The sequence below is a fragment of the Fusibacter sp. A1 genome, assembly GCF_004125825.1.
Lineage (GTDB): Bacteria > Bacillota > Clostridia > Peptostreptococcales > Acidaminobacteraceae > QQWI01.
Genome location: NZ_QQWI01000003.1, coordinates 175,635 through 199,410 on the forward strand (window position 1 = coordinate 175,635; position 23,776 = coordinate 199,410).

At 43.6% G+C, this 23,776-nt stretch carries 22 protein-coding genes; 5 read left to right on the forward strand and 17 right to left on the reverse strand.

Annotated elements, in window-relative coordinates:
• Positions 1 to 20: 20 nt before the first annotated feature.
• Together DWB64_RS04855 and DWB64_RS04860 are read right to left on the reverse strand one after the other, a co-directional pair.
• On the reverse strand, positions 21 to 1,400 hold the full coding sequence (locus DWB64_RS04855; RefSeq protein ID WP_129487071.1) for an MATE family efflux transporter: 1,380 nt from the start codon (positions 1,398 to 1,400) through the stop codon (positions 21 to 23).
• A gap of 90 nt (positions 1,401 to 1,490) precedes the next feature.
• The gene (locus DWB64_RS04860) at positions 1,491 to 2,198 is read right to left on the reverse strand and encodes a uracil-DNA glycosylase (protein ID WP_129487072.1); all 708 of its coding nucleotides are present in this window, start codon (positions 2,196 to 2,198) and stop codon (positions 1,491 to 1,493) included.
• Positions 2,199 to 2,400: 202 nt separating this feature from the next.
• Between DWB64_RS04860 and DWB64_RS04865 the strand changes: the two genes are divergently transcribed.
• Positions 2,401 to 3,288: a fumarylacetoacetate hydrolase family protein gene (locus tag DWB64_RS04865; protein WP_129487073.1), complete on the forward strand. Its 888-nt coding sequence runs from the start codon at positions 2,401 to 2,403 to the stop codon at positions 3,286 to 3,288.
• 34 nt (positions 3,289 to 3,322) lie between these two features.
• Here the strand turns inward: DWB64_RS04865 and nagB are convergent, their stop codons facing one another.
• The 8 genes from nagB to DWB64_RS04905 form a co-directional block, all read right to left on the reverse strand.
• Complete coding sequence (gene nagB, locus DWB64_RS04870) at positions 3,323 to 4,072, reverse strand: glucosamine-6-phosphate deaminase (RefSeq protein ID WP_129487074.1); 750 nt, start codon at positions 4,070 to 4,072, stop codon at positions 3,323 to 3,325.
• Between the two features lie 11 nt (positions 4,073 to 4,083).
• Positions 4,084 to 5,214 (reverse strand): N-acetylglucosamine-6-phosphate deacetylase, encoded by a 1,131-nt coding sequence (gene nagA, locus DWB64_RS04875; RefSeq protein WP_129487075.1) that lies wholly within the window; start codon positions 5,212 to 5,214, stop codon positions 4,084 to 4,086.
• Positions 5,215 to 5,222: 8 nt separating this feature from the next.
• Positions 5,223 to 6,302: a DUF871 domain-containing protein gene (locus DWB64_RS04880; protein ID WP_129487076.1), complete on the reverse strand. Its 1,080-nt coding sequence runs from the start codon at positions 6,300 to 6,302 to the stop codon at positions 5,223 to 5,225.
• A 12-nt stretch (positions 6,303 to 6,314) separates the two neighbouring features.
• Entirely contained in the window at positions 6,315 to 6,620 is a 306-nt protein-coding gene (locus tag DWB64_RS04885; protein ID WP_129487077.1) for a PTS lactose/cellobiose transporter subunit IIA, read from the reverse strand.
• Positions 6,621 to 6,846: 226 nt separating this feature from the next.
• A complete protein-coding gene (locus DWB64_RS04890; protein ID WP_129487078.1) occupies positions 6,847 to 8,133 on the reverse strand; it encodes a PTS sugar transporter subunit IIC in 1,287 nt (428 codons plus the stop codon).
• 116 nt (positions 8,134 to 8,249) lie between these two features.
• On the reverse strand, positions 8,250 to 8,549 hold the full coding sequence (locus DWB64_RS04895; protein ID WP_129487079.1) for a PTS sugar transporter subunit IIB: 300 nt from the start codon (positions 8,547 to 8,549) through the stop codon (positions 8,250 to 8,252).
• Positions 8,550 to 8,832: 283 nt separating this feature from the next.
• The gene (locus tag DWB64_RS04900) at positions 8,833 to 9,099 is read right to left on the reverse strand and encodes an HPr family phosphocarrier protein (RefSeq protein WP_129487080.1); all 267 of its coding nucleotides are present in this window, start codon (positions 9,097 to 9,099) and stop codon (positions 8,833 to 8,835) included.
• A gap of 188 nt (positions 9,100 to 9,287) precedes the next feature.
• Positions 9,288 to 11,978 (reverse strand): sigma 54-interacting transcriptional regulator, encoded by a 2,691-nt coding sequence (locus tag DWB64_RS04905; protein WP_129487081.1) that lies wholly within the window; start codon positions 11,976 to 11,978, stop codon positions 9,288 to 9,290.
• Between the two features lie 189 nt (positions 11,979 to 12,167).
• On the opposite strand from DWB64_RS04905, the gene DWB64_RS04910 reads away from it, so the two are divergent.
• From DWB64_RS04910 to DWB64_RS04920, 3 genes are all read left to right on the forward strand, one after another.
• Positions 12,168 to 12,935 (forward strand): hypothetical protein, encoded by a 768-nt coding sequence (locus DWB64_RS04910; protein WP_129487082.1) that lies wholly within the window; start codon positions 12,168 to 12,170, stop codon positions 12,933 to 12,935.
• Positions 12,936 to 12,997: 62 nt separating this feature from the next.
• The gene (locus DWB64_RS04915) at positions 12,998 to 13,963 is read left to right on the forward strand and encodes an FAD-dependent oxidoreductase (RefSeq protein ID WP_129487083.1); all 966 of its coding nucleotides are present in this window, start codon (positions 12,998 to 13,000) and stop codon (positions 13,961 to 13,963) included.
• A gap of 73 nt (positions 13,964 to 14,036) precedes the next feature.
• Complete coding sequence (locus DWB64_RS04920; protein WP_129487084.1) at positions 14,037 to 14,666, forward strand: thioredoxin family protein; 630 nt, start codon at positions 14,037 to 14,039, stop codon at positions 14,664 to 14,666.
• 232 nt (positions 14,667 to 14,898) lie between these two features.
• Here DWB64_RS04920 and DWB64_RS04925 read toward each other — a convergent pair whose 3' ends face one another.
• On the reverse strand, positions 14,899 to 15,411 hold the full coding sequence (locus DWB64_RS04925) for a QueT transporter family protein (protein WP_129487085.1): 513 nt from the start codon (positions 15,409 to 15,411) through the stop codon (positions 14,899 to 14,901).
• 296 nt (positions 15,412 to 15,707) lie between these two features.
• Here DWB64_RS04925 and DWB64_RS04930 point away from each other — a divergent pair, with 296 nt between their 5' ends.
• Complete coding sequence (locus DWB64_RS04930; RefSeq protein ID WP_129487086.1) at positions 15,708 to 16,166, forward strand: YbhB/YbcL family Raf kinase inhibitor-like protein; 459 nt, start codon at positions 15,708 to 15,710, stop codon at positions 16,164 to 16,166.
• A 798-nt stretch (positions 16,167 to 16,964) separates the two neighbouring features.
• On the opposite strand, the gene DWB64_RS04935 is transcribed toward DWB64_RS04930, so the two are convergent.
• The 6 genes from DWB64_RS04935 to DWB64_RS04960 form a co-directional block, all read right to left on the reverse strand.
• Positions 16,965 to 18,257, reverse strand: a complete 1,293-nt coding sequence (locus tag DWB64_RS04935; RefSeq protein WP_129487087.1) for a hypothetical protein — start codon at positions 18,255 to 18,257, stop codon at positions 16,965 to 16,967.
• On the reverse strand, positions 18,241 to 19,413 hold the full coding sequence (locus DWB64_RS04940) for an HlyD family secretion protein (protein ID WP_129487088.1): 1,173 nt from the start codon (positions 19,411 to 19,413) through the stop codon (positions 18,241 to 18,243). Before DWB64_RS04940 ends, DWB64_RS04935 begins: the two co-directional genes overlap by 17 nt.
• 12 nt (positions 19,414 to 19,425) lie before the next feature.
• Positions 19,426 to 20,268: a carbohydrate ABC transporter permease gene (locus DWB64_RS04945; protein WP_129487089.1), complete on the reverse strand. Its 843-nt coding sequence runs from the start codon at positions 20,266 to 20,268 to the stop codon at positions 19,426 to 19,428.
• Positions 20,268 to 21,119 carry a carbohydrate ABC transporter permease gene (locus DWB64_RS04950; RefSeq protein WP_129487090.1) on the reverse strand — a complete coding sequence of 284 codons (852 nt, stop codon included), beginning with the start codon at positions 21,117 to 21,119 and terminating at the stop codon, positions 20,268 to 20,270. The genes DWB64_RS04945 and DWB64_RS04950 overlap by 1 nt, the downstream gene beginning before the upstream one ends.
• 15 nt (positions 21,120 to 21,134) lie before the next feature.
• Positions 21,135 to 22,424, reverse strand: a complete 1,290-nt coding sequence (locus DWB64_RS04955; protein ID WP_129487091.1) for a hypothetical protein — start codon at positions 22,422 to 22,424, stop codon at positions 21,135 to 21,137.
• A gap of 62 nt (positions 22,425 to 22,486) precedes the next feature.
• Positions 22,487 to 23,776, reverse strand: coding sequence for an ABC transporter substrate-binding protein (locus tag DWB64_RS04960; protein ID WP_129487092.1), 1,290 nt, complete (start codon positions 23,774 to 23,776; stop codon positions 22,487 to 22,489).

Here is a 23,776-nt window from a genome sequence, read left to right on the forward strand (position 1 = left end):
CCTTTCAAGAGATCAAACGGCTACGCCAACCTTTCCACTACTTGTTTCGTGCTGAATTCCTTATTGGTTTTTAACATCCATACAAACCAGACAAATACGATGACGCCTTTGAAAACACTGCTTATGGAGATGCTCCACCAGACCCCGTTCAGTCCAAGCAGGGTTTCTGAAGATAAAATGTAGGCAAAAGGTACCCTAAGCCCTGTAAATACAATACTCACAATCGAAGGCGGAAACGTCTTTCCAAGACCGTTGAAAGCACCTGCTGTCGCAATCTCGATACTCATGAACAACTGCGAGACCCCAAGTATCCGCAAGTACACCGCCCCAAAAGGAATGACATCGGGGTCCGGTATAAATAAGGAGAACAAGGGTTCTGCAAACACGATTAGGCCAAAACTGGCTGCAAAACCAAGTACGACCATGATCTTGAATGCTTCCCGGTAGCCCTCTTTGATTCTGTCGTAGGCCTTGGCGCCGTAGTTTTGACCCACAAACGCGCTAAGCGCCGTACCGAATCCGCTTGCGGTCATCCACGAGATCGACTCGATCTGAGACCCGACCTTTTGAATGGCGATCGGCATGTCTCCAAAGTAAGACAGCCTTCTTGCGATGATCATCGCAAACAGAGTGAATGCGCCACTTTGCACCGCTACAGGAAGTCCCAGCTTGATAATTTTTGAAATCACATTCCAAAGAGGAACCCTAAAGAAGTGAAACTCTGAAAACGGAGATTTTGAAGATTCGATATGAAACACAAACAGCACGGTCACCACTAGTTGAGAAAACACCGTGGCGATCGCCGCCCCGTTCACACCAAGCGCGGGTGCGCCGAACCACCCGAAAATAAGCACCGGGTCAAGGCAAATGTTCAGTACAAGTCCCGCCATATTGAACCAGAGCGGAACCTTGCTGTTGCCAGACCCGTTGTAGATTCCAGAAAAGACCATGTTGGTGAAGGATAATGGAAATCCAAGCGCGACTATGCCTAAATATCCGACCGCCCACTGGTTGATCTGAACACTTGGGACTTCAAAAAAGTCGATCAGCGGTGTTTTCAGCACCTGAACAAATACCATATAGATAAAGGCGTTGAATACCGCAAACTGCAGCGCGCTTCTCGCATAGTCCCTTGCGCCGAGCTCATCTCGCGCACCTAAGGACTGCGCCACACCGACCTCCGCTCCCACCTGGGAAAGCCTGACAAGCGCCATCGAAAGCCACATATAAAAACCCGCAGTCCCGACAGCGGATACCGCATCGTAGCCTAACCTTCCGATCCAGACCATATCGAACATGTTATAGGCCATCTGTAAAAATGACGTCGTCATGATAGGAAGAGCCACCTGAACAATACTCTTTAGAATTGGCCCCTTCGTTAAATCCTTACGCTTATCCATATACACCTCAAAAGTTAACTATTTAGATTGTCGAAATAACTAGTAGTATTATATAACTTCTCAAGTCAATTTCATAGCTGAATTTGATTTTTAATCAACTTCCATTTCAAGTCGCATCTGCGACTGCTCAGGCGATATCGCACACCAGTCGACAGGTGCCTGCCCGACACTTACTAAAAAAGCATTCGCTCTTGAATAGGGCTTGCTACCAAAAAAACCACGATAGGAAGACAGCGGACTCGGATGCGGTCCTTCGATGATATGGTGCCAGGGGTTTGTGATAAGCTTGCTCTTTTTTTGCGACGGTTTACCCCAAAGGATGAACACCACAGGAGTCTTCCTGCTGTTCAGCTCACAGATCACAGCGTCCGTGAAGGTCTCCCACCCTATGCCTTTGTGTCCGTTGGCATTTTTTTCAGGCACGGTCAAAACCGTATTGAGCAGCAATACGCCGTCCTTGGCCCATTTGACCAGACTTCCGCTTGTGGGCATCTCGCAGCCCATATCGTCTGCAAGTTCCTTATACATATTCACAAGCGAAGGCGGAACCTTCACCCCTTCCTTCACAGAAAAACTTAGCCCTTCGGCCTGACCGTAACCGTGATAAGGATCCTGCCCCAGTATCACCACTTTGACATCCTCATAATCGGTCAGTTCAAAGGCTCTGAAAACAGCTTCCTTAGGCGGATACACAACACCTTCGTCATATGCGCGGTCCACATTTTCTATCAAGTTCAGAAAATAGTCTTTTTTCATTTCATCTTTTAACAGTTCATGCCATACCGTATTTTCCAACATAACTTATGTCGAGCATGCCTTCACTCGACTCCCCCTTACCCTTTAGTTTAATGACTTTGCCTTTATAGGCATACTCAGTCGTTTAAGCATCTCTTTTCATTATAAACCGATCACTTGTCCAAATGATATTCCAAATTCAAAAAAAATTGCTATACTGAAGTTAAGTGATTTAGCACTACATATTTTTCATCTGGAGGCTTATATGAAATTTATCACATATAGTATCAATAATAAGGAACATCTCGGAATACTCTCCCTTGACGGAACCAGGGTATGTGAGATCAACGCTTTTTTAGACACGAGGTTCACCGACATGACCCAGCTCATCACAGAGATTTCCGACTCCGAGCTGGATCTGATCGCCAAGAAGCTTGAAACCGCTTCTGAAAGCGACGGTCTCCCTGTTACAGAAGTCGTGCTGAAAGCTCCGATCCCCTATCCGATCAGACCGCTTTTTTGTCTAGGTAAAAACTATATCGACCACGCACTCGAAACAAAAGGACTGCCGGGCTCTGACGATGAGGTGCCAAAGCATCCGATCTTCTTTATGAAGATCGCACAGCCTGCTACTGCCACTGGCGATATCATTCCTAACCACAGGGCGATCACCGATATGGTCGATTACGAAGTGGAGCTTGCTGTCGTCATCGGAAAAGACGGCATCGACATCACAAAAGAAGATTCACTAGAACATATCTTCGGCTACACCATCGTAAACGACATTTCGGCAAGAAACCTTCAACGAAAACACAGCCAGTGGTTTAAAGGTAAAAGTCTTGAGGGCTTCAGCCCCATGGGCCCATGCATCGTTCATAAAAGCGCATTCACGCATCCTTTGGCTCTAAAGATCACTTGTGATGTGAATGGTCAAAGACGACAGGATTCCAACACCGAAAACCTCCTGTTCGACATACCGACCATCATCGAGGAATTATCAAAAGGAATGTACCTAAGAGCCGGCGATATCATCCTGACTGGAACCCCGGCAGGTGTGGGACTTGGTTTCACACCCTTCAAGTTCCTCAAGTCAGGCGATAAGATCACATGCCAGATCGAAGGCATCGGAACACTTGAGAACACGTTCGAATAATGCTAAAAAAGCAGCCCGAGGGCTGCTTTTGTTTTTAGTACACTTCGTCCAGTCTATCCATAATCTTTGATGCGGCCGCCTTATCGGCGATGATCACCACATCCGGGTGCAGCTGAAGCGCCGATGCAGGAAGGTCGGGTTTGATCGGTCCGAACAGCATGCCGTACAGGGCATCCGCTTTTGACTCACCATAAGCTAAAAGCAGTATTTTTTTTGCATGCATGATGGTCCTGACCCCCATCGAAAGGGCTGTTTTAGGTACTTCGTCCACACTATCAAAAAATCTCGCATTCGCATCGATCGTATCCTGATCGAGTTTTACAAGATGGGTTTTCGCTTCGAACTTCAGGTCTGGTTCGTTAAATCCGATATGGCCGTTTCTACCTATTCCAAGGAGTTGAAGGTCGATTCCGCCGGAATTCTTTATTTGTGCCTCGTAGTTCAGGCATTCTTCCTGTACGTCTTTTGCAAGACCGTTTGGAATATGCAGCTGTGTTTCTGTAACACCCACATGCTTGAATAGGTTTTCTTTCATAAAATAGGCATAGCTCTGGTCATGCTCTTTACCTAGACCGTAATACTCGTCCAGATTGAATACCGTCATCTTGTTGAACTCAAGACCTTCTTCCTTATGGTGTCGAATGAGTTCCTCATAGGTTCCGACAGGTGTCGAGCCCGTGGCAAGACCTAACACAGAATCCGGCTTTATCCAGAGCTGGTTGGCGATGATCGCGGCGGCTTTTCTACTTAAATCCTGATAATCATTAGCAATAATTACACGCATCTACCTTCTCCTTAACTTCTTAACTTAGGCTCTCCGTTTACATAAGTCTGTAAAACTTCAAATGACTCGTTCATTAGGACGATATCCGCATAAAATCCCTTTTTTAATTGTCCGATTCCCTTCATGTCAAGTAATTCCGCTTGATTTTCACCCATCATGGACATGACCGAACCAAGCGGTTCCTCGGAATGCTTCACAAAGTGTTTCAGCGCATGGTTCAACGTCAAGATCGAACCGGCAAGCGTTCCATCTTCAAGTGTCGCTTTTTCATGATCGACCACCACGTTGAGCGTACCTAGGCTATATTTGCCAGCAGGCATCCCACCCGCGCACATGCAATCTGTGATAAGCATGAGCCTCTTGTTTCCCTTTTGTTTGAATAAGGTCTGATATAAAACCGGATTCACATGGATGTCGTCAGCGATCAGTTCGGTATACACATCCGCATTGAATGCGGCGCCTACAACACCGGGTTCGCGGTGATGAAGTCCTGTCATGGCATTAAAAATATGCGTTACGGAGTGCACGCCTTTCTTGAAGGCATCCATAGCCTGGGCATAGCTTGCGTTCGAGTGCCCGAGCGACAACTTGATACCCGTTGCTTTTGACCACTCTAGCATGGTCCCCTCCGGGTCAAGTTCCGGGGCATAGGTGACAAGTCTGATCACGTCGGCATCGTCCTTAAACACATCGGCGTCTGGAGTAAGAATGAACTTTTCATCGTGTGCGCCTTTTTTTAACGGGTTGATGAAAGGACCTTCAAGGTGGATACCATGACATTTCGCCCCCTGTACGCCCTTCCGGTGCATGCGGACGTTGTCGATCGCTTTTTTCACCTTTTCCAGTTCGTGGGTCACAGTCGTCGCTAAAAAGCTGGTCACTCCGTGCTTGACCATTTCTGTCGAAAGCGTATCCAGCGCTTCTTTTGTCGCGTCCATTGTATCATATCCACCCATGCCGTGCACATGGATATCGATAAAACCAGGAAGCACATAGGCGCCCCTCGCATCGATTAGCTCAGCGTCTTCAGGTAGCTCGTCAAGCGCAAGCAAGCCCTCGATCTTGTCCGAAAACACAAGTCCTTTGCCCGAAATCAGTTCGTCACCTATCAGGCATATTCCATTGATGATGATTTTTTTCATAAGTTATCCTATTCTTCAAATGCGAACTTATCCCAAGGTTTGATATGGTCAAGAAGCCTAAGCTCTTTCGGATCAATCCTTGCGACGACGTTTGATTTGCCGCTGTTCCTCATCGCTTTTCTGGCGACTTGCAGTTCACCCGCATAGCGCTTGTACAGATCGCTTTCTATGATGATATCGCCCGGTTGAATCTCTGGAGTATTGAACACGGGGAACGATTCGCCCTTGTATTTGACACGGGACTGCGTCGAACGGATCAGATACTCAGAGACGTCACCCCTGTTGAAGTGCGGTTCATTCAGAACAATTGTCTTTTCAAGCTCACGGGACTCAGGGTGAAGCTCGACCTTAAGGGTTTTAAGGGTCATCGACACCTTGGCAAGACGTTCTAGTTCTTCATGGCTTGGAATCGCATTCGCGATGATCACATTGTCGATGAGGTCTGTATAAAACAGGTCTTTGGCCTGAACTTCGATAGCAAGCTCCCTGTGTTCTTCCAGGGTGCATAGTCCCTCGTTGACAGGCCACGGCCCGAACGAGGCGCTCTGCGCGTTCACAAAAGCCGAAGTTCCTATATTATAGTCCTTGAACTGCTCAGAGCACTTCAAGAAATGTTCTCTTGAGATCCCTGTATACGTGTGCGGATAAAAGTTATGGCATCCGATGAGATTGTCCTTATTGGGGCGATGGCTGATGATGTTATCCAGGTACCTGGTGCCGTTTGACATGTTGATCTCGATCTTAAGGTCGTAGGGATTGTAGGTCATGATACTCTCTTCGATGCCTGTAAAGCCCAAATCAAGTCGTATGCCATAAAGCCCCATTTCTTTAAAATACCCGAGATTCTGATAGTCCAGTCCGAGGGCGCTGAAAACACCGGGGTCTACATCGGCGATCACTTGCATGTTACGTTCTGCTGCAAATCCGACAAGCTCCTTAAAGGGTTTAAAGGGATCATCCCCTTCTCCCGCGCTGATCATGCAGGTGAAGATACGCTTATAACCAAGCGCGTTTGCTTCTTCTATATAGCGTTTAAACGCTTCGACAGAAGCGTTTCCAGGATAAATCGATATGCCTAGTTGTCTCATAAGGACTCCTCCTTACTTCGCTTGAATCGCAGCGTGGATGTCGATAATTTCGTTGGCAAGATCTTTGAGTAAAATGGCGTTCATCAGGTGGTCCTGCGCGTGGATAAGCAGTAGCGATACGATCGCCTCTTCACCTGCCGCTTCTTTTTGTATCAGCTCCGTCTGGAACCTATGTGCCTTGTTCAGCTGTTCGATCGCCTGTTCTACTTTTTCCCTGGCATCTTCGATACGACCCGCTTTTGCATCTTGAATTCCTTCAAGCATGTAGCTCTTGGCCTCGCCGCTAAATGTAATCAGTTGAAAAATAATCTCTTCCATGAAATTGCCTCCCGTATAGTTGACCCTTTGTGGGTAGTGTTCGTTACCCGAAAGGGTAATTCGTCGTTTATCTGAAGTCGCAACTTGCGAACTTACCTTCCAGTTTCATTGTATAGTAAATAGTATGATTGCATAAGCGATAACCTTTGGATCCATCAAGTAAAATACGTCTGATAAAAGAATAATGACTGAATAGGGCGGCGCCCTATTCAGTCTTTGTCACTAATTATGCTGCTTGCTTTTCAAGATTTTTCTTTTCCATTCTTTCAGAAAGCATAACGAAAGGAAGGTAAATCGCAAAACCGATCACTAAGTTGATTGCTGAAAGCGCAGCACCCATCAAGCTACCGCCCGTGGCTAAGAATCCACCGATGATCGGAGGAGATACCCAAGGAATAACAACTGTTGTAGCTGGAACAATGCCCGCCACAGTAGCAAGGTAAGAAATGATCGTAAGGATCACAGGTACCGAGATAAACGGAATGAAGAAGATCGGATTAAGTACGATCGGCAAACCGAAGATCACAGGCTCATTGATATTGAAGAGACCTGCAGGTGTTCCCATGGCCGCCATCATTCTGTAGTGCTTGCGCTTTGAAGCTACAAAGATAGCCGCAAGAAGTGTGATTGTAGTACCCGAACCACCCATGTAAACGAATGCGTCGAAGAACGATTTTGTCACTACCCATGGAGCTTTCAAGCCTTCTGCGATAGCTGCGGCGTTTTCTGCAACTGCAGGAACATAGAAAGTCTGCATGATCGGCTCAAGGATGTTCGAACCGTGAAGACCGAAGAACCAGAAGAAGTGGTTGAAGAACGCGATTGCGATTGCAGCACCCATCGAGTTACCGATCTTCATAAGCGGAGCTTGAATGATCTCTGTAATCAAAGCGAAAAGGCTCTTGTCCGCAAACAGGAAGATTTGCAGTAAAGCGACTACTGATAAAATGATGATCGAAGGTAAAAGCGCTGCGAAGCCTCTAGCAACAGCCGGTGGAACACCTTCTGGCATTTTGATCACAAGCGCCTTCATCTTAGAAAGCAGTCTGAAAGCCTCTGTTGTCAGAATCGCAATAAGAATCGCTGCGAACAAGGCTGTGGCATTGGTGAAGCCCCAGTTGATGTCTCCCCAACCGCCGCTTGCAGGTGATACCTGCGGTACTAGTACAAAATACGTTGCAAACGAAAGTACCGCTGCAGATAATGGGTTGGCATCATATGATTTTGCCAAGTTGTACGACACTGTAAATACGATAAACAGTGACATGATTGCGAAAGTTCCCCACCAGATGTTTCCGCCAAAAGCTTTCCAGCCGTCGCCGAAGATGCTGGTCATCAGGTTCTGGTAAGCTTCGATTCCCATGTTGTTAAGTAAAACACCTAGAGAACCTGCGATGATTAATGGCATGATAGCCGCAAAACCGTCACGTACTGCTACCAAGTGACGTTGAGCACCGATTTTAGCTGCAACCGGTACGAATTTGCTTTCCATGAAATTCATAAAGCCGCTCATAAAAAGTAATCCCCCTTGTAGAATTATAATTGCTTATATAAACCCACCCTATGTGGTTTTATACCATGATTTGTACTGCGACACTCAGGCAACCGTTTTCAGGCCGCTTAAAAAAATTATTTCTTCATGCCTAATGCTTGGTCCAGGACCGCGCTTCCGTTCATCGTACCGTAATTGATCGAGTCGATGACTTCAACCGGAGTACCTTGTGGTTCGAACACACCTTTGAGCTGAGCCAGCAGGAATCTGACTTGAGGTCCCAAAAGCACAACGTCGATACCCTTTTGCGATTTGGCTTCCGCTTCAGCAAGAGCGAAGATCTCTGCCTTTACGCCTCTTTCAGCCGCCGCTTTCTCCATCTTTACAACCAACATGCTTGTAGACATACCTGCCGAGCAAACCAACATAATTTTCATAACTGACCTCCATCTAGCCTTGTATAATGAATCCATGATTGTGATTAAAAAGAGTTGTCCGCTGCCCTCAAAGTGAAAGCGGACGAGATAATGCTATTTCAAAGCCAAGGGTTGAACACGGTCACTTGCGCCATCTTCGGGCTAGCCAATACTTATTTCTGGGCGAATTAGGTACTTGTTGAAGAGGAGCTGCCTTATCGAACTTATTGTTGAAATGACGCTTGTGCCGGATCAAACTTAAACTTTGGTGACGTGATTCTAAGTAAATCGACTGCTGGTCTTGCTATTCATGCGCGAGAACGTTTTCAAACAACTCAACCAAACTGTCGACCGCCATCACTTCATCGGCGCCATCGGCCTGAATCGTCAGTTCGTCACCGCTTGCAGTGCCTAAACTTAAGATGCCCATAATCGATTTAGCGTTGATCACTTTTGTTCCCTTTACGATCTCTACATTTGCTTCAAATTCTTTTGCCTTGCTTACAAGAAGTCCCGCAGGTCTGGCATGTAATCCTGATGCGCTTGATACTGTTACCTGTTTACTAGTCATATTGAATGACCTCCTTTACACGCTTATATAAAGCAAGACCCGTGCCAACTTTCAAATCAGCTAAAAATTTTCTTTTCATCGTCTATTTGCAGGTGTTGCGGCATAGGCGCATAAAAAAAAGAAGTGTGTAAATCGCTTACACACTTCTTTGCACACATTATTTAAATTGCACACATGCACACTTGAGTCTATTGATTGTCTTTATTTTCGATGACCATTCTGCACAAATAGGCTTGCTCGTTCGCTCCGATATAGAGATCATAGGTCTTTTCAAGCCTCGTCACTGCCTCTTGTATCACAATCATGTTATGCTGATTGTCTTTCAGATAGGCCTTCAGGTTCTCAAACGGCACCTCTTCCTCACCCTTTTTCAGCCGGTTCATCATAAAGGCCATATGCAGGATGATACCGAGTTTCACATCGGTATGAATCATGAGTTCAAGGCCTTTTTCCACCTGGTCGATCACGTGCAGGATGTCAGAAATCAGCACTCCCGCATCAAATCCTTCGATATGCTGCTCCACAGTCATCGCAACCCGGTCATAGACGTTCTCAGACTCGATGATCTTATCAAAGAGGCCGTCGGCCTTACCGGTCATAAAGTCGATGGCAGGAATAAACTCGAACCCCTGCGGATCGATCTGCACGGTCGAGATGATGCACATGATCCGATAGACTTGGGCATGCATCTTGATGGCATCGATAAAATCCTTCTTGTTCAGCACGTTCAGGGTCTTCACTTCGATATCGGTTCGGTTGCCAAGACGTTTTACGGCGATATCCTTTAGGGTTTTCGAAGCCCCTTCGCCGGTAAAGCAAGCCGTGATGATTACTTTCTTTCGGGTCATGGACGGCGGTTTTTCTTGACCGTAATCCCTGATGTCGGTCTTAAGGCTCTTGTAGATCTCGATCAGATCCCGGCCCAGAATCGCCTTTCTGCATGCCTCAAGCACAATCGGAGTACTTACCATGTCGATGCTTCTGACAGTAACACCGGTCTCCTCGACGATCATGTCAGAAAAATTAGTGAGCGAACCCATGTCGACCAAAAGCATCACGCCCATGCCGCGGTCCATCTTTTTCACTTCATCTTTTGCGATAGCGTACATGCTTTCTGCCGACATGCTAAGGGGCATATCGAGGGCTTTGGCATGCTCGGTTCCAAGCAGGCTGTTCGCCACATTCACCATCGAACTTGCAGTCGAATTACCGTGCATGATCACCAGGATGCCCACTTTCTCTTCTTCAAGAAAGGTCTCGTCAGTACGGTCGGACGCCAAGAACATGGTCAAGTAGCCGATTTCATCAAGCGGTGTCTCGATCTGCATTTCCTGGTCGATCATTTTGGCAAGCCTCATCGCGACGATAAACTCCGCCTCGTAGGTCACACGTATATAGTTGAGTTTAGGATGGTAGATCTTCACACCCTTTCTGATCCGGTCGATGCTCCCCTGAAGGTGAAGGCACAGTCCAAAGAAGATCCTTTCGTCAAATTTCTTGTTCAAAGCTTCAGAAGCGACGTTCAAAAGCATCGTGGTGAGCTTTAAAACAGGTTCATCGACAACCTTCGAGAGTTCGTCGAGATGAACGCGGTTGGAAAGTGTACCGATATACGAATGAAAATGCTCTTCAATGTCGATGTTCAAAATCTCATTGATCGCCTCATCTTCAATGCCCTGTTCCTTTAGCTTGTCCATCTTTCTTTCGATAATGTCGTAGAATATGCTATTGTCATCCGGCATGCTAAGACCGGTGGTTTCTCCTTGTTCAAGTCCAAACTTATACAGGTCGTCTGTGGGATTTAACAGCTTGTCGATATCCTCACGCCTGTCTTTCAGTTGCATCAGACCACGCTTCACATGCGTAGGCAAGTCGCCCTGGTTGATCAGGATGTAGATCTCGTCCTTTGTCTTAAACCTTAAAAAGGCCTTGGCGCAGGCAAGCTGCAAATCGCTTTTCATTTGTCCTATATTGTTGGGGCACTCATATAAGAGCAGCGAAGCCAAACTGTTCCTGTTGATGTAGATGCTTTTCTGAAGCCTCGCAGCCTCTTCCTTTAAAAAGGCTTCGATCAGATAGTAGCGTTCGACAAGTTCTCTGTCTCTTAAGGCAGGCAGCGTGATCATCATCGGAATTCGTCGCATGAAGGTTTTAAGCAGCACAGAACCTGGGTCCTCCGTGGTAGCGGCAATCAGCTGCACATCCGAGGTAATCACCGCATCTGTGTCCCCCATCCTTCTAAAGATGCCCTTATCCATAAAGGTGAACAGCATCTCCTGACCTTGCGGAGACAACCTGTGCACCTCGTCTAAAAATAGAATCCCCGTGTCCGCACGCTTCAAAAGCCCTACCCTATCCTCGCCGGCACCGGTAAAGGCGCCCTTTTTCACCCCGAAGATCTGAGACATCAAAAGCTGTGGATTGTCAGCATAGTCGGCGCAGTTAAATCTTATAAAGGGAGCGCTTGGCTCAAGCATCTTCGACTGCAGGGCGAACTCGTACATCAGCTCGGCGAACATCGATTTACCTACCCCGGTTTCTCCAAGCACCAGGGTATGCAGGCCCCTAGGAGGATAAAGAATCGCAGCCTTCGCCTGTTGCACGGCGGTAGAAAGACTCATCGTCGTCCCAACCAGTTTTTCAAACGCCCTGCCTGTCACAACCGATTCCTTTGGTTCTTCCCTGCGATTTTCAGCAAGTTTAAAGTAGACAGGCTTACCTGGGATTTTTTTAACGACACCGTCCCGTGTCAACTGATTAAGATACCTGCTCACACTCGAACGGTCAAGTCCCAAGGCTTCAGATAAGCTGGTGGCTGTCAGGCCCTTTGGGTTATCACATTCTTTTAAAGCATCCAGCAGTTTGTCCCTTGTCGTCAAATCATCACCTCCAGGTAAATTAGTTACACTTAGTATAGAATAGTTTTCGCCGGTGCGCAACGTCAGGCGCTCAGGCGGCCGATGAAAATCAGTCAAAAAAAAATTAAAAATTCACAGGGACAGAACTTGACAAATGTAAAAGTTAGGCGTATATTTGAACTAGATAAAGATATCAAGGGGGTGGATCATTTGGCTAGGAAAGCACGGATCAAAGCGTTGTACTCTACTTATTTTGTCGAACAGCGATGCCGTCATACGCAAATATTCGAATGCGACGACGAGAAAAAGACGTTTATCAAATGCCTAAAGAGCGCGCAGCAGCAATACGGTTTCTTACTCCTTGCCTACTGCCTGACAAACGACAGATATCAGCTGGTCCTTTATGACAACGGCAACGACATCACAAAAATCATGCGCACCATCAATATAGAATACGCCTTAAAAGTAGACCGTAAAGATTTCAAGCTGACCGAAAGGTTCAAATCCGAAATCCTTCATACCAACGAGGAGCTTATCGAAAAAGCAAAGTCCATGCACTGCAAGGACAACTGCAATCCTTTCAACAGCTACAGCGGCTACTGCGACAACAAAAACAAACTGATCGACGACACCATCATGATGGCGATCTTCGGCAACAACCGCGAAACCTATACGGCATTCATCAAAGACCAGCTTAGCCTGGTCGGCGACAAGGTCCTTGGGGATCCGGTGGATATCTCATGCGAAAAAAACTGCATTAAAACACTTTCAGAGGGTAAGAGTAGGTTGGAAGAACTGTTAAACGCTTATCATCTGGATTACGAGGAACTGCTTGCAGATAAGAAAAAACGCAACGATTTGATTGTTCACTTCCGAAAAGCATCGGTTTTATCTTTAAAAGAGATCGGCGAATTATTTGGTGGTATCAGCGAATCGGCAATCAGTAAAATTATCAAAAGGATGACATCAGACGATTAGTCTGATTCCTTTTTCAAACATGATTCAAGTACCGTCCCTACATGGGCAATCAGGAGGAGCAAATGAATTTATCTTTTGATGTATCAAGCTCGATTTTACCAAAAAATGATTTTGAAAAGGCCTATGACGTCGTCATCGTCGGCGCAGGACCAGCAGGGCTGACAGCCGCAGTCTATTCCAAACGCAAGGGACTGACAACACTTGTGGTCGGTGAAAAAATTGGCGGTCAGGTGATGGATACCACCTCGGTTGAAAACTATACGGGGTTCGACTACATCACCGGCGAAAACCTTGCACACGCCTTTAAGGACCACGTCAAATCACTTAAAGTACCCATCAAGGAGTTCGCTAAAGTTACCACCATCCTCAGCGAAGACAGCAAACACGTCCTGACGCTTGACGACGGCAGCACGGTAGAAGCAAAAGCTGTGATCATCGCCACAGGATCAAAACCAAGAAAACTAGGAGTACCCGGCGAAGACGAATTCTACGGCAGGGGCGTGACCTACTGCGCCATATGCGACGGTCCCCTCTTTGAAGGAAAGGACGTCATCGTGGCAGGGGGCGGCAACAGCGCCATCGAAGCGGCGATAGACCTTGCCAAAATAGCCAAAACCGTAACCGTCATCCATAGAAGCAAACTAAGGGCCGACCAGATCGTCATCGACCAGCTTGCCAAATACGACAACGTGAAAGTGATGCTCGAAACCCAGATCGAATCGGTCTACGGCGAAAGAATGCTAGGCGGCGTGAACGTCATCGACAAAGCTACCGGTCAAAAGACACAAGTCGCAGCAAACGGCATGTTTGTCGAAATCGGTTACCTGCCGAACAGCGACTGGTTAAAAGGCATCGTGACCCTTAATACACATGGCGAGGTCATCGTCGACGGCCACGGAGCAACCGACAAGCCTGGTATCTTCGCAGCAGGCGATATCACACAAGTGCCATTCAAGCAAGTCGTCATCGCAGCCGGTGAAGGCGCTCGTGCGGCACTATCGGCAAACGACTACATCAACCGATTATAAAGGCCATTTCATTAATCGCCTTTAAGCATACTACGACAACATCAACAAATGAGGATTTCCTAAGGAGGAAAACATGAGTTTATTAAATCAAGAAATTAAAGATCAACTGAAAGACCACTTTACCGTAATCAAAAAAGAAGTGAACATGCACCTGTTCGTAAACGACTGCGATTCTTGCGATGACACAAAGAGCCTGCTCGAAGACGTATCGGGCCTTAGCGATAAAATCAACCTGAACATCGCCGACCTAAAGTCAGAAGAAGCAGCCAAGTTCAGCATCAACCAGGCACCGGTCATCATGTTTACAGACGACAAGGGTGAAGACCTGCGAATCAGATTCAACGGTATCCCTGCAGGGCACGAGTTCAGCGCTTTCATCACAACACTTACAGAAGTGGGCGACGGCGGCGAAGTCTTGCCTGACGAATTAATCAGCAGAGTCAACAGCGTCGAAAAACCAGTCGACATCAAAGTGTTTGTTACCCTTTCATGCCCTCACTGCTCTGGTGCTGTGGCCAAAGCCCACAAACTTGCGCTGATGAATCCAAACATCAAGGCAGAAATGATCGAATGCGGAACCTTCCCTGAGCTTGCAGACAAATACAATGTCAGCGGAGTTCCAAAAATCGTCATCAACGAAACAAACGAATTGGTAGGAAACCAACCGATCGACATGTTCCTTGACACCATCGATAAATTATAGGCTATAAAATAAAAAGCTCGAAACCATCGGTTTCGAGCTCAGACTGGAGACAAAGTCTTCAGGATGGCAGGCTGTAGAGAAAGTTCAAGTTCAAGGAAAAAGAAAACCCTGCGGGCGCAGCGTATACAGACATACGTAAGCGTGCAGGGTTTTTGAATTGACGCAGAAATTGGACTTTGTCTACGGCCTGAGCTCGAAACCATCCGGTTTCGAGCTTTTTTCAGTCTACACGTTATTTCATCAATCCGTTGAACTGCTTGTTGTTCTTTAGTCCCATGAAAATTGCGATACCTATGATAGAAACCACCACAAACTCACCGATAGCCACAGAAACACCAATTGCGGAAAACGCCGCCCACGGTGTGTCAGGGTCCACCAAAATGATCAGCGCAGGCACATAAAGTGCGTTTAAAAGCACCGGCCAAAGCGAGGCCACAAACAGTGAAGGCAGCTTGTCGCCAAGCATCTTCCTTGTCTGCCAGATCATGAGCATCGCCACAAGCGATGCCGCAGAACCTGCAAGCGCGTCGATAATTCCAAACGGACCTACAAAATTCGCAATAAAGGTTCCTATCGTCACCGCTGGAATAAACGCCGGATTAAAGAACGCCAGAAGCACCAGGATCTCAGACACTCTAAATTGGATCTCACCGTACGCAAGACCCGCAATACCTAAAGTAAGCACTACATAAAGGGCAGCGATAAGACCGGATACCACCAATTGCTTTGTCGTAAATTTTTTCATAAAAAAAACTCCTTTCACACAAAAGCGCGCATGGAGTCTCTAAATGAAGAACAGCATAAACCTGTCCAACATGTTTTTTAAAGTGGGTCACCATGCAAACACTAATTATTCAATTATACTCGACAATTATATCAGAAAAGTCCTACTTGTAAAGCAAAAGTCGTCATCTTGTGATTGCCCGTGTTGTACAATCGGCAACCAAACGTTGGAAAATAGCGTGTTACATGGTTTTTTTGAGTTTAGTTTAACAAGTTTGGGGTATAAAATAACTAACAAAACTTCTAGGAGGTAATCTTATGAGTATGATTTTAGAAACCAAAGGCGTTGACACAAGCAGTGCTTTAGACCCAACATATACTTGCGACCTTACAAACGAAAGCTTCGAGATATCATGGTACAACTACCCTAAAAGAACCAAAAGCTTCGCCATCGTGTTCGACGATCCCGATGCGCCACGAGACTTTGTCCACATGGTCGCATATAATATCCCACTAACAAGAGATTTTATGCCAAAAGGGCTCAAACACGTGCAAAAGCTTGACGACGGAACCAGCTTCGGCATCAACGACTATAACCAACTCGGTTACGACGGACCATGCCCACCAAGCGGCACCCACCACTACAGGCTGACCGTCTACGCACTAGACATGATGACCGATTTCCCAGTCGGCCTAACCCGCGCAGAACTAAGAAGACGCATGGAAGGCCACATCGTAGACATCGGCAAAGCCACCCTCACCTACCGAAGACACTAAAAAAGCGCACAAGCGCTTTTTTTTATGCCCCTCTACGGGTAGGCTTTATGTCTACCCGCTCTACTATTTACCAAATGAAAATACGGAAAAGAGGGCTGGCACAAGGCGCAACAACTACGCGAGGGACTTTTTCCGTAGGACTTATGAAATCTAACTCGGCTCGCCCACCATATTCTTACCACTATGCCCTTTGCTAAAAGATTGAAAACTTGTCTCAGAGTCCTCCTATGTTTATTCTCAGCAGTTGATGATGCTTTGTTATTAGAGAGAATAATTAATCATTGGATTGAAAGTAGAAAGCAAAATCAAAGTAGCAAAGTTCTCAGTGTGGTTTTCAGAGGTTTATTCTCTTTAAAACCACACTGAGCGCATGTATTGCAAAGCCTCACTTGCTAACTTAAGTAGCATAATTCACCCGTCTACCTTTCAACTAGCAAACATTGTGAGACGCTGCGCTTTCTGAGGGCACTGAGATACGTTCTAAATAAATACTGAAAACGGTTTTAAGGGAGGGTAGACATAAAGCCTACCCGTACAAGGACATAAAACTCTTTGTTTGTCGTAGGGGTAGGCTTTATGTCTACCCGCTCTGCTATTTACCAAATGAAAATACGGAAAAGAGGGCTGGCACAAGGCGCAGCAACTACGCGAGTCTTACGTTCCGTAGGACTAATGAAATCTGCCTCGGCTCTCCCATCATATTTTTATCTCTTAGCCCTTTGCTAAAAGTTTGAAAACTTGTCTCAGTGTGGTTTTCAGAGTGGGTAGACATAAAGCCTACCCGTACAGGATATAAACTTAGCTATATGATTGTGTTAGACTGCTTCTGATTCCTACTAGAGCAAAACAAATGGCTACCCATTCAAATCCGATGCTAATGTCTTTTATCACGATAAGCAAAAGCATACTTGCAAAACCTGCAAGTACCGATCCGAACGCATCCGATTTTACAGCCTGTAAATTTGTCAACTCTTTGCCGGCACTAAAATAGCCAACCATGAGCAAGACCTGTATAACAGGCACTAATAAAGCAAAACGGTATACAAATTGCCAGTAACCCCACACTAAATTTTGCGACTCTACATTTTTACCTAGTATTTCTAAGGCCCAGTACTTAATCGAATCAAGAATCGCGTGAATACTGGTTGGATCGGCAGGGTAAAAGGTCCTGTCCAGATAGCTTGTATTTCCAATCTGCACATAAACGATAACCAATAGATAAAGGGTGCCACTACAAGCGATAAGAAGTCCTAAGATTTTCAAACCATGCTTAAAAAACCATGGTTTCCATTCGATAACCCTGTTCCAAAGCGACCAGTTCTCCACAAAAATAGTAAATCCCTTTAAGGCCAACCGGTAGATCATCACCACTAAGGATAATGCAAATAGAATTAGAACACTGTTAAAGGCAACCCTTAACCTTTGTAATAGCCAGGATTTTGTAATGGAAGTATATAAAGAGTCCCTGACTTGGTACTTACTTAAAAGAGGAACAAAGACCCTTCCTTGATAGTCGAGATTTTCACTTGTAGCAATGGCACCAGAATAAAAGACCTGCCCATCACCATATAATTCTTCTACCTCAAGCACCCAGTGATCATTTGAAAGAAACGACTTCATAGTGCCCGCAGCATCTGCAACACCCACAATTCGCTTCGCGTTTTCACCGTATCCAACCTCTAGTCCAACAACATCCAAATGCCCAAAAGCCTCACTAGCAAAAGAAGAACTGACCACAAGTCCCTTTTGAATCATATCATTCGTTTGTAAGACCCCTTTTAAGACTTTAAACTCCGAAGTATCTAAATAATCCGTCACAAAAATATGATCATATTTAACAAGGTCCCGCCCCTTATAAAGCACTTGCTTCTCACTTCTTAACCAGGTAATATCAATTCCTTCAGGCACACTTGGTATCCATTCCTGAACATTGAGTTTAAAAAACCCATTGGTATCAATTTCACTATAAAGAACATCGACCACTTTTGAAGCTTCTATTTTGGTACTATAGTTTTTTGTCATTAACAGAATCAAAAGCATTACAGCAAGTAAGACTGCCCTTAATGCGCTTTTCTTATTTATCTTCAACATAAACGATATCACCAGCCTTAAGCATACGAGAAGAAAAGCTCACAATTTTTGTACCAGCCATGATCGATTCCTCAACTAAAACATTTGATGTACCTGTGTTTGTTACCGTAACAGTCATTTCCTTAACAACATTTCTTTTACCAAAGACGCCTTCTTCCTCACTGATGATATACAGGGTTTGTTTATCTGTTGCCGAAGGATTTAAAGAAGCTTTTGGAATCAAGGTTCCCGAACCAATACGTTTAATCATATTGAAGCTTAACTTTTCTCCTATTGAAAACATGCCTTCTGTAATTTCAAAAGTTAAGACCTCGATATCACTTCTTTGGGGGCTAGGTTCCTTACTTATCAACTTACACTCCGTAGTATCAAAAGCTGTTGCCCGTTTCACCTGTGCTTTATCACCAAGTGATAAACGACTTGCATATTCTGAATCCATTTCAATAGCCACACTAAAACCTTCTGTCGTATTTTGAAGCGACATCACCTCTTGATGTATACTTACAAAATCACCTTCCACAATTGTCACATCCTGTACTTGTAAGTTACTGCTAGCAACAAGTGTGCAAGCATTTAATCTATCCTCTACTAAATCAATTTCTCTATCAATAGTGGCAAGTTCACTCGAATACTGGGCAACCGTTGACAAAAGCCCATTTGCTGCAAGTTTTTTATCTGTAGCCGCAGTTAACTTGGCCTGATACTCCGCTTTTGCAATCACACCCGACTCATAAAGGGTTTTTGCCACTGCAAGCGCTTCACTTTGATCTGATTTTTCAATGTTTGCCTTTTCTTGATTCACTAAAGCAAGTTGAGTACTCACAGCCTTTTTATTCAGTTCAAGCCCTGCCAGTTGTTCACGAAGGCTAGCATCATCAAAAATGACCAGAACATCACCCGCTTTAACCCTATCGCCCTTCTTAACCAGCACTTCTTTTACACTAGCAGAAACATTCGCTAAAACTCGCTCAACATTAACACTTTCAACCTCAACCGTACTAAACCATTCAATAGAAAGTGCATCATCATAAACACTTGTCACCTCTACTACAGGTAGGGATAAATGATAAAATGTTTTGCTAAAAAAAGTGAGTAACAACATCGTTATAGCAAATATCCTAAAAATCTTCCACCACACACTTTGATTCTTTTCCACAGCTTTATCCCCCTATTTAATCGCAGACTGAGAAATACCGTCTATCAAATACTTTTCACCTAAACCAAATACAATCAGTACTGGCACCATATAAATCAAACTCGATGCAAAGGCGACACCCATTTGATTGTCATTAATAAATGACAAGAATACCGAAAGTGGGTACTGAGTCACTTCTTTCATAAGTACCAGTGGTTGTTCTACCATGTTCCAGTAATCGATAAAAATAAGCATTCCAAGGGCTAAAATACCGTTCCTTGCAAGGGGAACCACAATTTTAAAAAACACCTGTAATTGACTGCAGCCATCAACACTTGCTTGTTCAAACAATTCATTTGGAATCTGCTTAACAAACTGGGTCATTAAAAACACGCCAAAAGCACTGAAAACACCAGGTAATATCAAAGCCCCCTTCGTATTAATCAGTCCCAAATAATCCATCACTAAATAGTTGGGAACAAGCGTAACCTGAAAGGGCATTACCATCAAGATTAAATACACTAAAAACAAAAGATTCTTGCCCTTAAACTTGAACTTAGCAAAGGCATAACCAGCCATTGTCGCAACCAGTAACTGTCCAAATAGAATTGGCAAAACAACAAAAACAGAATTCCAAAAAAGTTTTAAATAAAGAGGTTCTTTCACAAGCACCGTATAAAATTGATTGATCGAAAACATTTCCGGTATCAATTTAAATCCAAAAAAAGTTCCTTCACTACCACCACTACTCAAAGGATAGGCTTCATTAATAGCATCCGCTGTCATAAATGCATTCGTAATCGTAACAAAGAGTGGCAGAACAAAAAATACCAGCAGAATCATTAATGTAATAGATAACTTTTTCTTGTCCCTCATTATTCCACCTCGAATAACTTACGTTGCACATGCATCATCACAGCCATCATCACAATAATAATGATCGAAAACAAAATACTTGCAGTAATTAATTTAGTGTATTCCAGTTTATCAAACATATTATTTAGGTAGTGTTGTATCATATAAATCTTGTCGTGAGGATACTGGCCAAACAGTAAGTAGTTCACCTTAAAAATCTTAAAGGTATTAATAAGGCTAATCACCACAACAAAGAAGGTTGTCGGCAACAAGTAAAAAAAAGTGATATTCCAAAACACTTGGACTTTACCCGCACCATCAATATGGGCTGCTTCATAATAATCCTTAGGAATTGACTTTAAGCCCGCAAGAAATAAGATCATATTGTAGCCAATATTCTTCCAAATAAAAATAACCGTAATCACTAAAAGTGATAAGTTCGAATTAAAAAATTTCAGCGGATCAACACCAAACTTATCCAAAATTCCATTAATGAGTCCCCTGTAATTAAACATGATTTCAAAGAACAAAATAATAGAAGCTGTGGGAATCACCAGTGGCATAATAAAACCACTCTTCACTTGTTCCCCATATGTAATTGGTTTATTAAGCTTTAAAGCAAGTAACAAAGAAAGTAAAATGATTGCAGGTCCAGAAACCACCGAAAAAAGCAGGGTATTCTGCATAGCAAGTTGAAAGGCACCATTACCAAGTAAAGAGCTGTAATTTGCTAGCCCGACAAATTCAGGATTTTTTAACCCCGAAAAAAAAGACATATAAATCATAAAGACATATGGAATTAAGTAAAAAACACTAACCCCAACAAAACTAGGCAGCAAAAACATCCACCCCGTAAGTTTTTTTCTAAACATTTTACCCCCTCTAAATCATTTGTTTTCAAGTTGATAAAGGTTGATTTTATTGATTATTTCCTCTGCAGTTGATTTAGCTTCTAGGTTATTAAGTAGCATTCTATTCACTTCCTCATGCACGAGTTTATTAATTCCGGTTTCGAAATAGAAAGTATTTTGTTTTTTAAACATTTGCCAGTAGGTATTATAGTCCTCTACAGTCACCCAAAGAGTTGGATAGGCCTTAATATCTGCAAGGACAGCTTTGTCTCGTTCTTTATCCGCTGACAATGTTCTTAATTCACCAAAAGAAAAATCATCATAGGGTGCATATTTAAGATAGTGATTAGTAAAACTAACCGCTAGCTCTTTTAGCACACTGCGTTTGCTTATACTTATGTAGTCACCATACTTATAGGTGACCTTGCTTTTTTCACCATACATTCTTCCTACAGGGTCATGTTCATCATTATTATTCAAATCAAGTCCGCTACCAATTCCTATCCAATTATTTAAATGTGTTGGTAGCGCTACATTTGTATACAATTCTCTTACTAAATTCGGATTATCATAAACTCTTTCAACATCTTCATAATATTTGTAAACATCAGGTGAAAAAATATACTTTAGCTGTTCAAGACATAAAAATAACGCCTCTTTATCATTAACTAAGTAAGACAAATCAGAGATGAGGAAATCATTGATAATTACCCTTTTTATACTTGGCATTTCTCCTATAGCAGAATTGATAGCAGCTGTAAATTTAGAATCGCCACCTAAAAACACATGAAACTCTGGATGTTCCAACTTAAATGCTTTAATATAATCGACAAACTCATTTAGTGGTAAAGGTTCTTTTAATCTATCCTTTTTTTCTAGCTGGGTAGAATTAAAAAAAGTAATAGGCGAAGCCATATTCATAATGAAATAAGGATTCTCTGAATCATAAAACTCAGTGTGAATATTTTCTAGCAAACCAGTATCAGATAAATCATGTAAATAACCCTTTGAAGCTAAAAATGGAATATCAAGTTGTGGTCCACATATGATGATATCTGGTTCGGTTCCAGTTAAAAAGCTGTTGTATAATCTGCTCTTAAACGTTTCAAAATCAAGACCTTCATATTTTTCAAGCACAACTTCAACCTCTGGGTCCATTTCATTAATAAAATCCTGAACAAAGTTATCCAGTTGATATCCTTGACCCTGATAATAAGCAATCATAAATACATTTGGATCCCGTTCTGCAAGTGGTATAGCTTCTCCTTGCGCGGAACAACCTGCCATCACACAGATTGTAAGTAGTAGAATAAATAGTTTTTTCATAAGCTCCCCCATTCTTATAGGCCAGATGTATTCTGTTCCAACAGTTTGTTTTTTTGCTAAAGTTATTGGTTTTCTTTTTCGTAAAGTGCTACTTTATTCAGAATTTCTGTTGTGACCATTTGTGGATCTCGCTTTTCATCGAGCATTTGATTGATCTGTTCATGTACAAGTTTATTGACGGTTGTTTCAAAGTAAAATGCATTTTGCTTCTGAAAAAGTTCCCAATCTGTCCGATAATCCTCCAGTGCCACATTCATATTTGGGTTCATCTTAATATTTGCCTGTATTACCTCTTGCCTACCTTTTTCAGCTGCTAAAAGCCAATACTGATCCACTGAATAATCATCAAATGGACCTACTTTCATATAGTGATTCATAAAACTTTCTGCAATTTGTGGAAGTAATGTTTGATTGCTCATTATGATGTAATCCCCATACTTATATGAAGTACCCGAATAACTTCCATGAGGTCTTGCTAGCGGATAATAATTGTAATTGCCGGTATTATCAAAGAACTTTCCAATAGCGATATCCGAGTAAATCGTGGTGTTGATTCCGACATTGTTATACGCATTTCCAATCACCTCAGGATTGTTATATATCTGTTCTATTCCAACTTGATACTTGTAATTTTCTGGTGAGAACAAAGTTTTTAGCTTAGTTAATCTATCTGTTAGTTCTGTGGTGTTATCGAGTAAGTAAGGTAAATCCGAAATAAATAGGTCGTTAATCAGCAGTTTTTTAATACTTGGAACTTCGGATACCGTTAAATAATTTGTTGCTGTAAATTCTGAATCACCACCTAACAAAACATGCCAATCAGGGTACTTTTCTTTGAATGCTGTGGCGTATGCGAAAAACTCATCGACATTCAGAGCCTGATCAATCCTATCCTGCTCATCTATTCCTGTTGAGTTGAACAAGAGTGCAGTTACAGCACTATTCATAACAAAATACGGGTTCTCAGCGTCAAAAAATTCAGGACTCACGTTATCAAAAATACTTGTAGCAGACAAATCTTTTAGATACCCCTTCGATGCTAAAAAAGGAATATCCAGCTGCGGTCCACAAATAATTACATCCGGCTCTGTGCCAGTTAAAAAACTGTTATATAATCTATCTTTAAACGTTTCAAAATCGTGGCCTTCATACGTCTCGAGTACCACCTCAACCTCTGGGTCCATTTCATTAATAAAATCCTGCACAAAGTTATCCAATTGATATCCTTGACCCTGATAATAGCCGATCTTAAATACATTCGGATCTCGTTCTGCAAGTGCAATCGCCTCTCCATTTGCTGAGCACCCCGCCATCACACAGATTGCCAACATTAATAACAATACTCTTTTCAT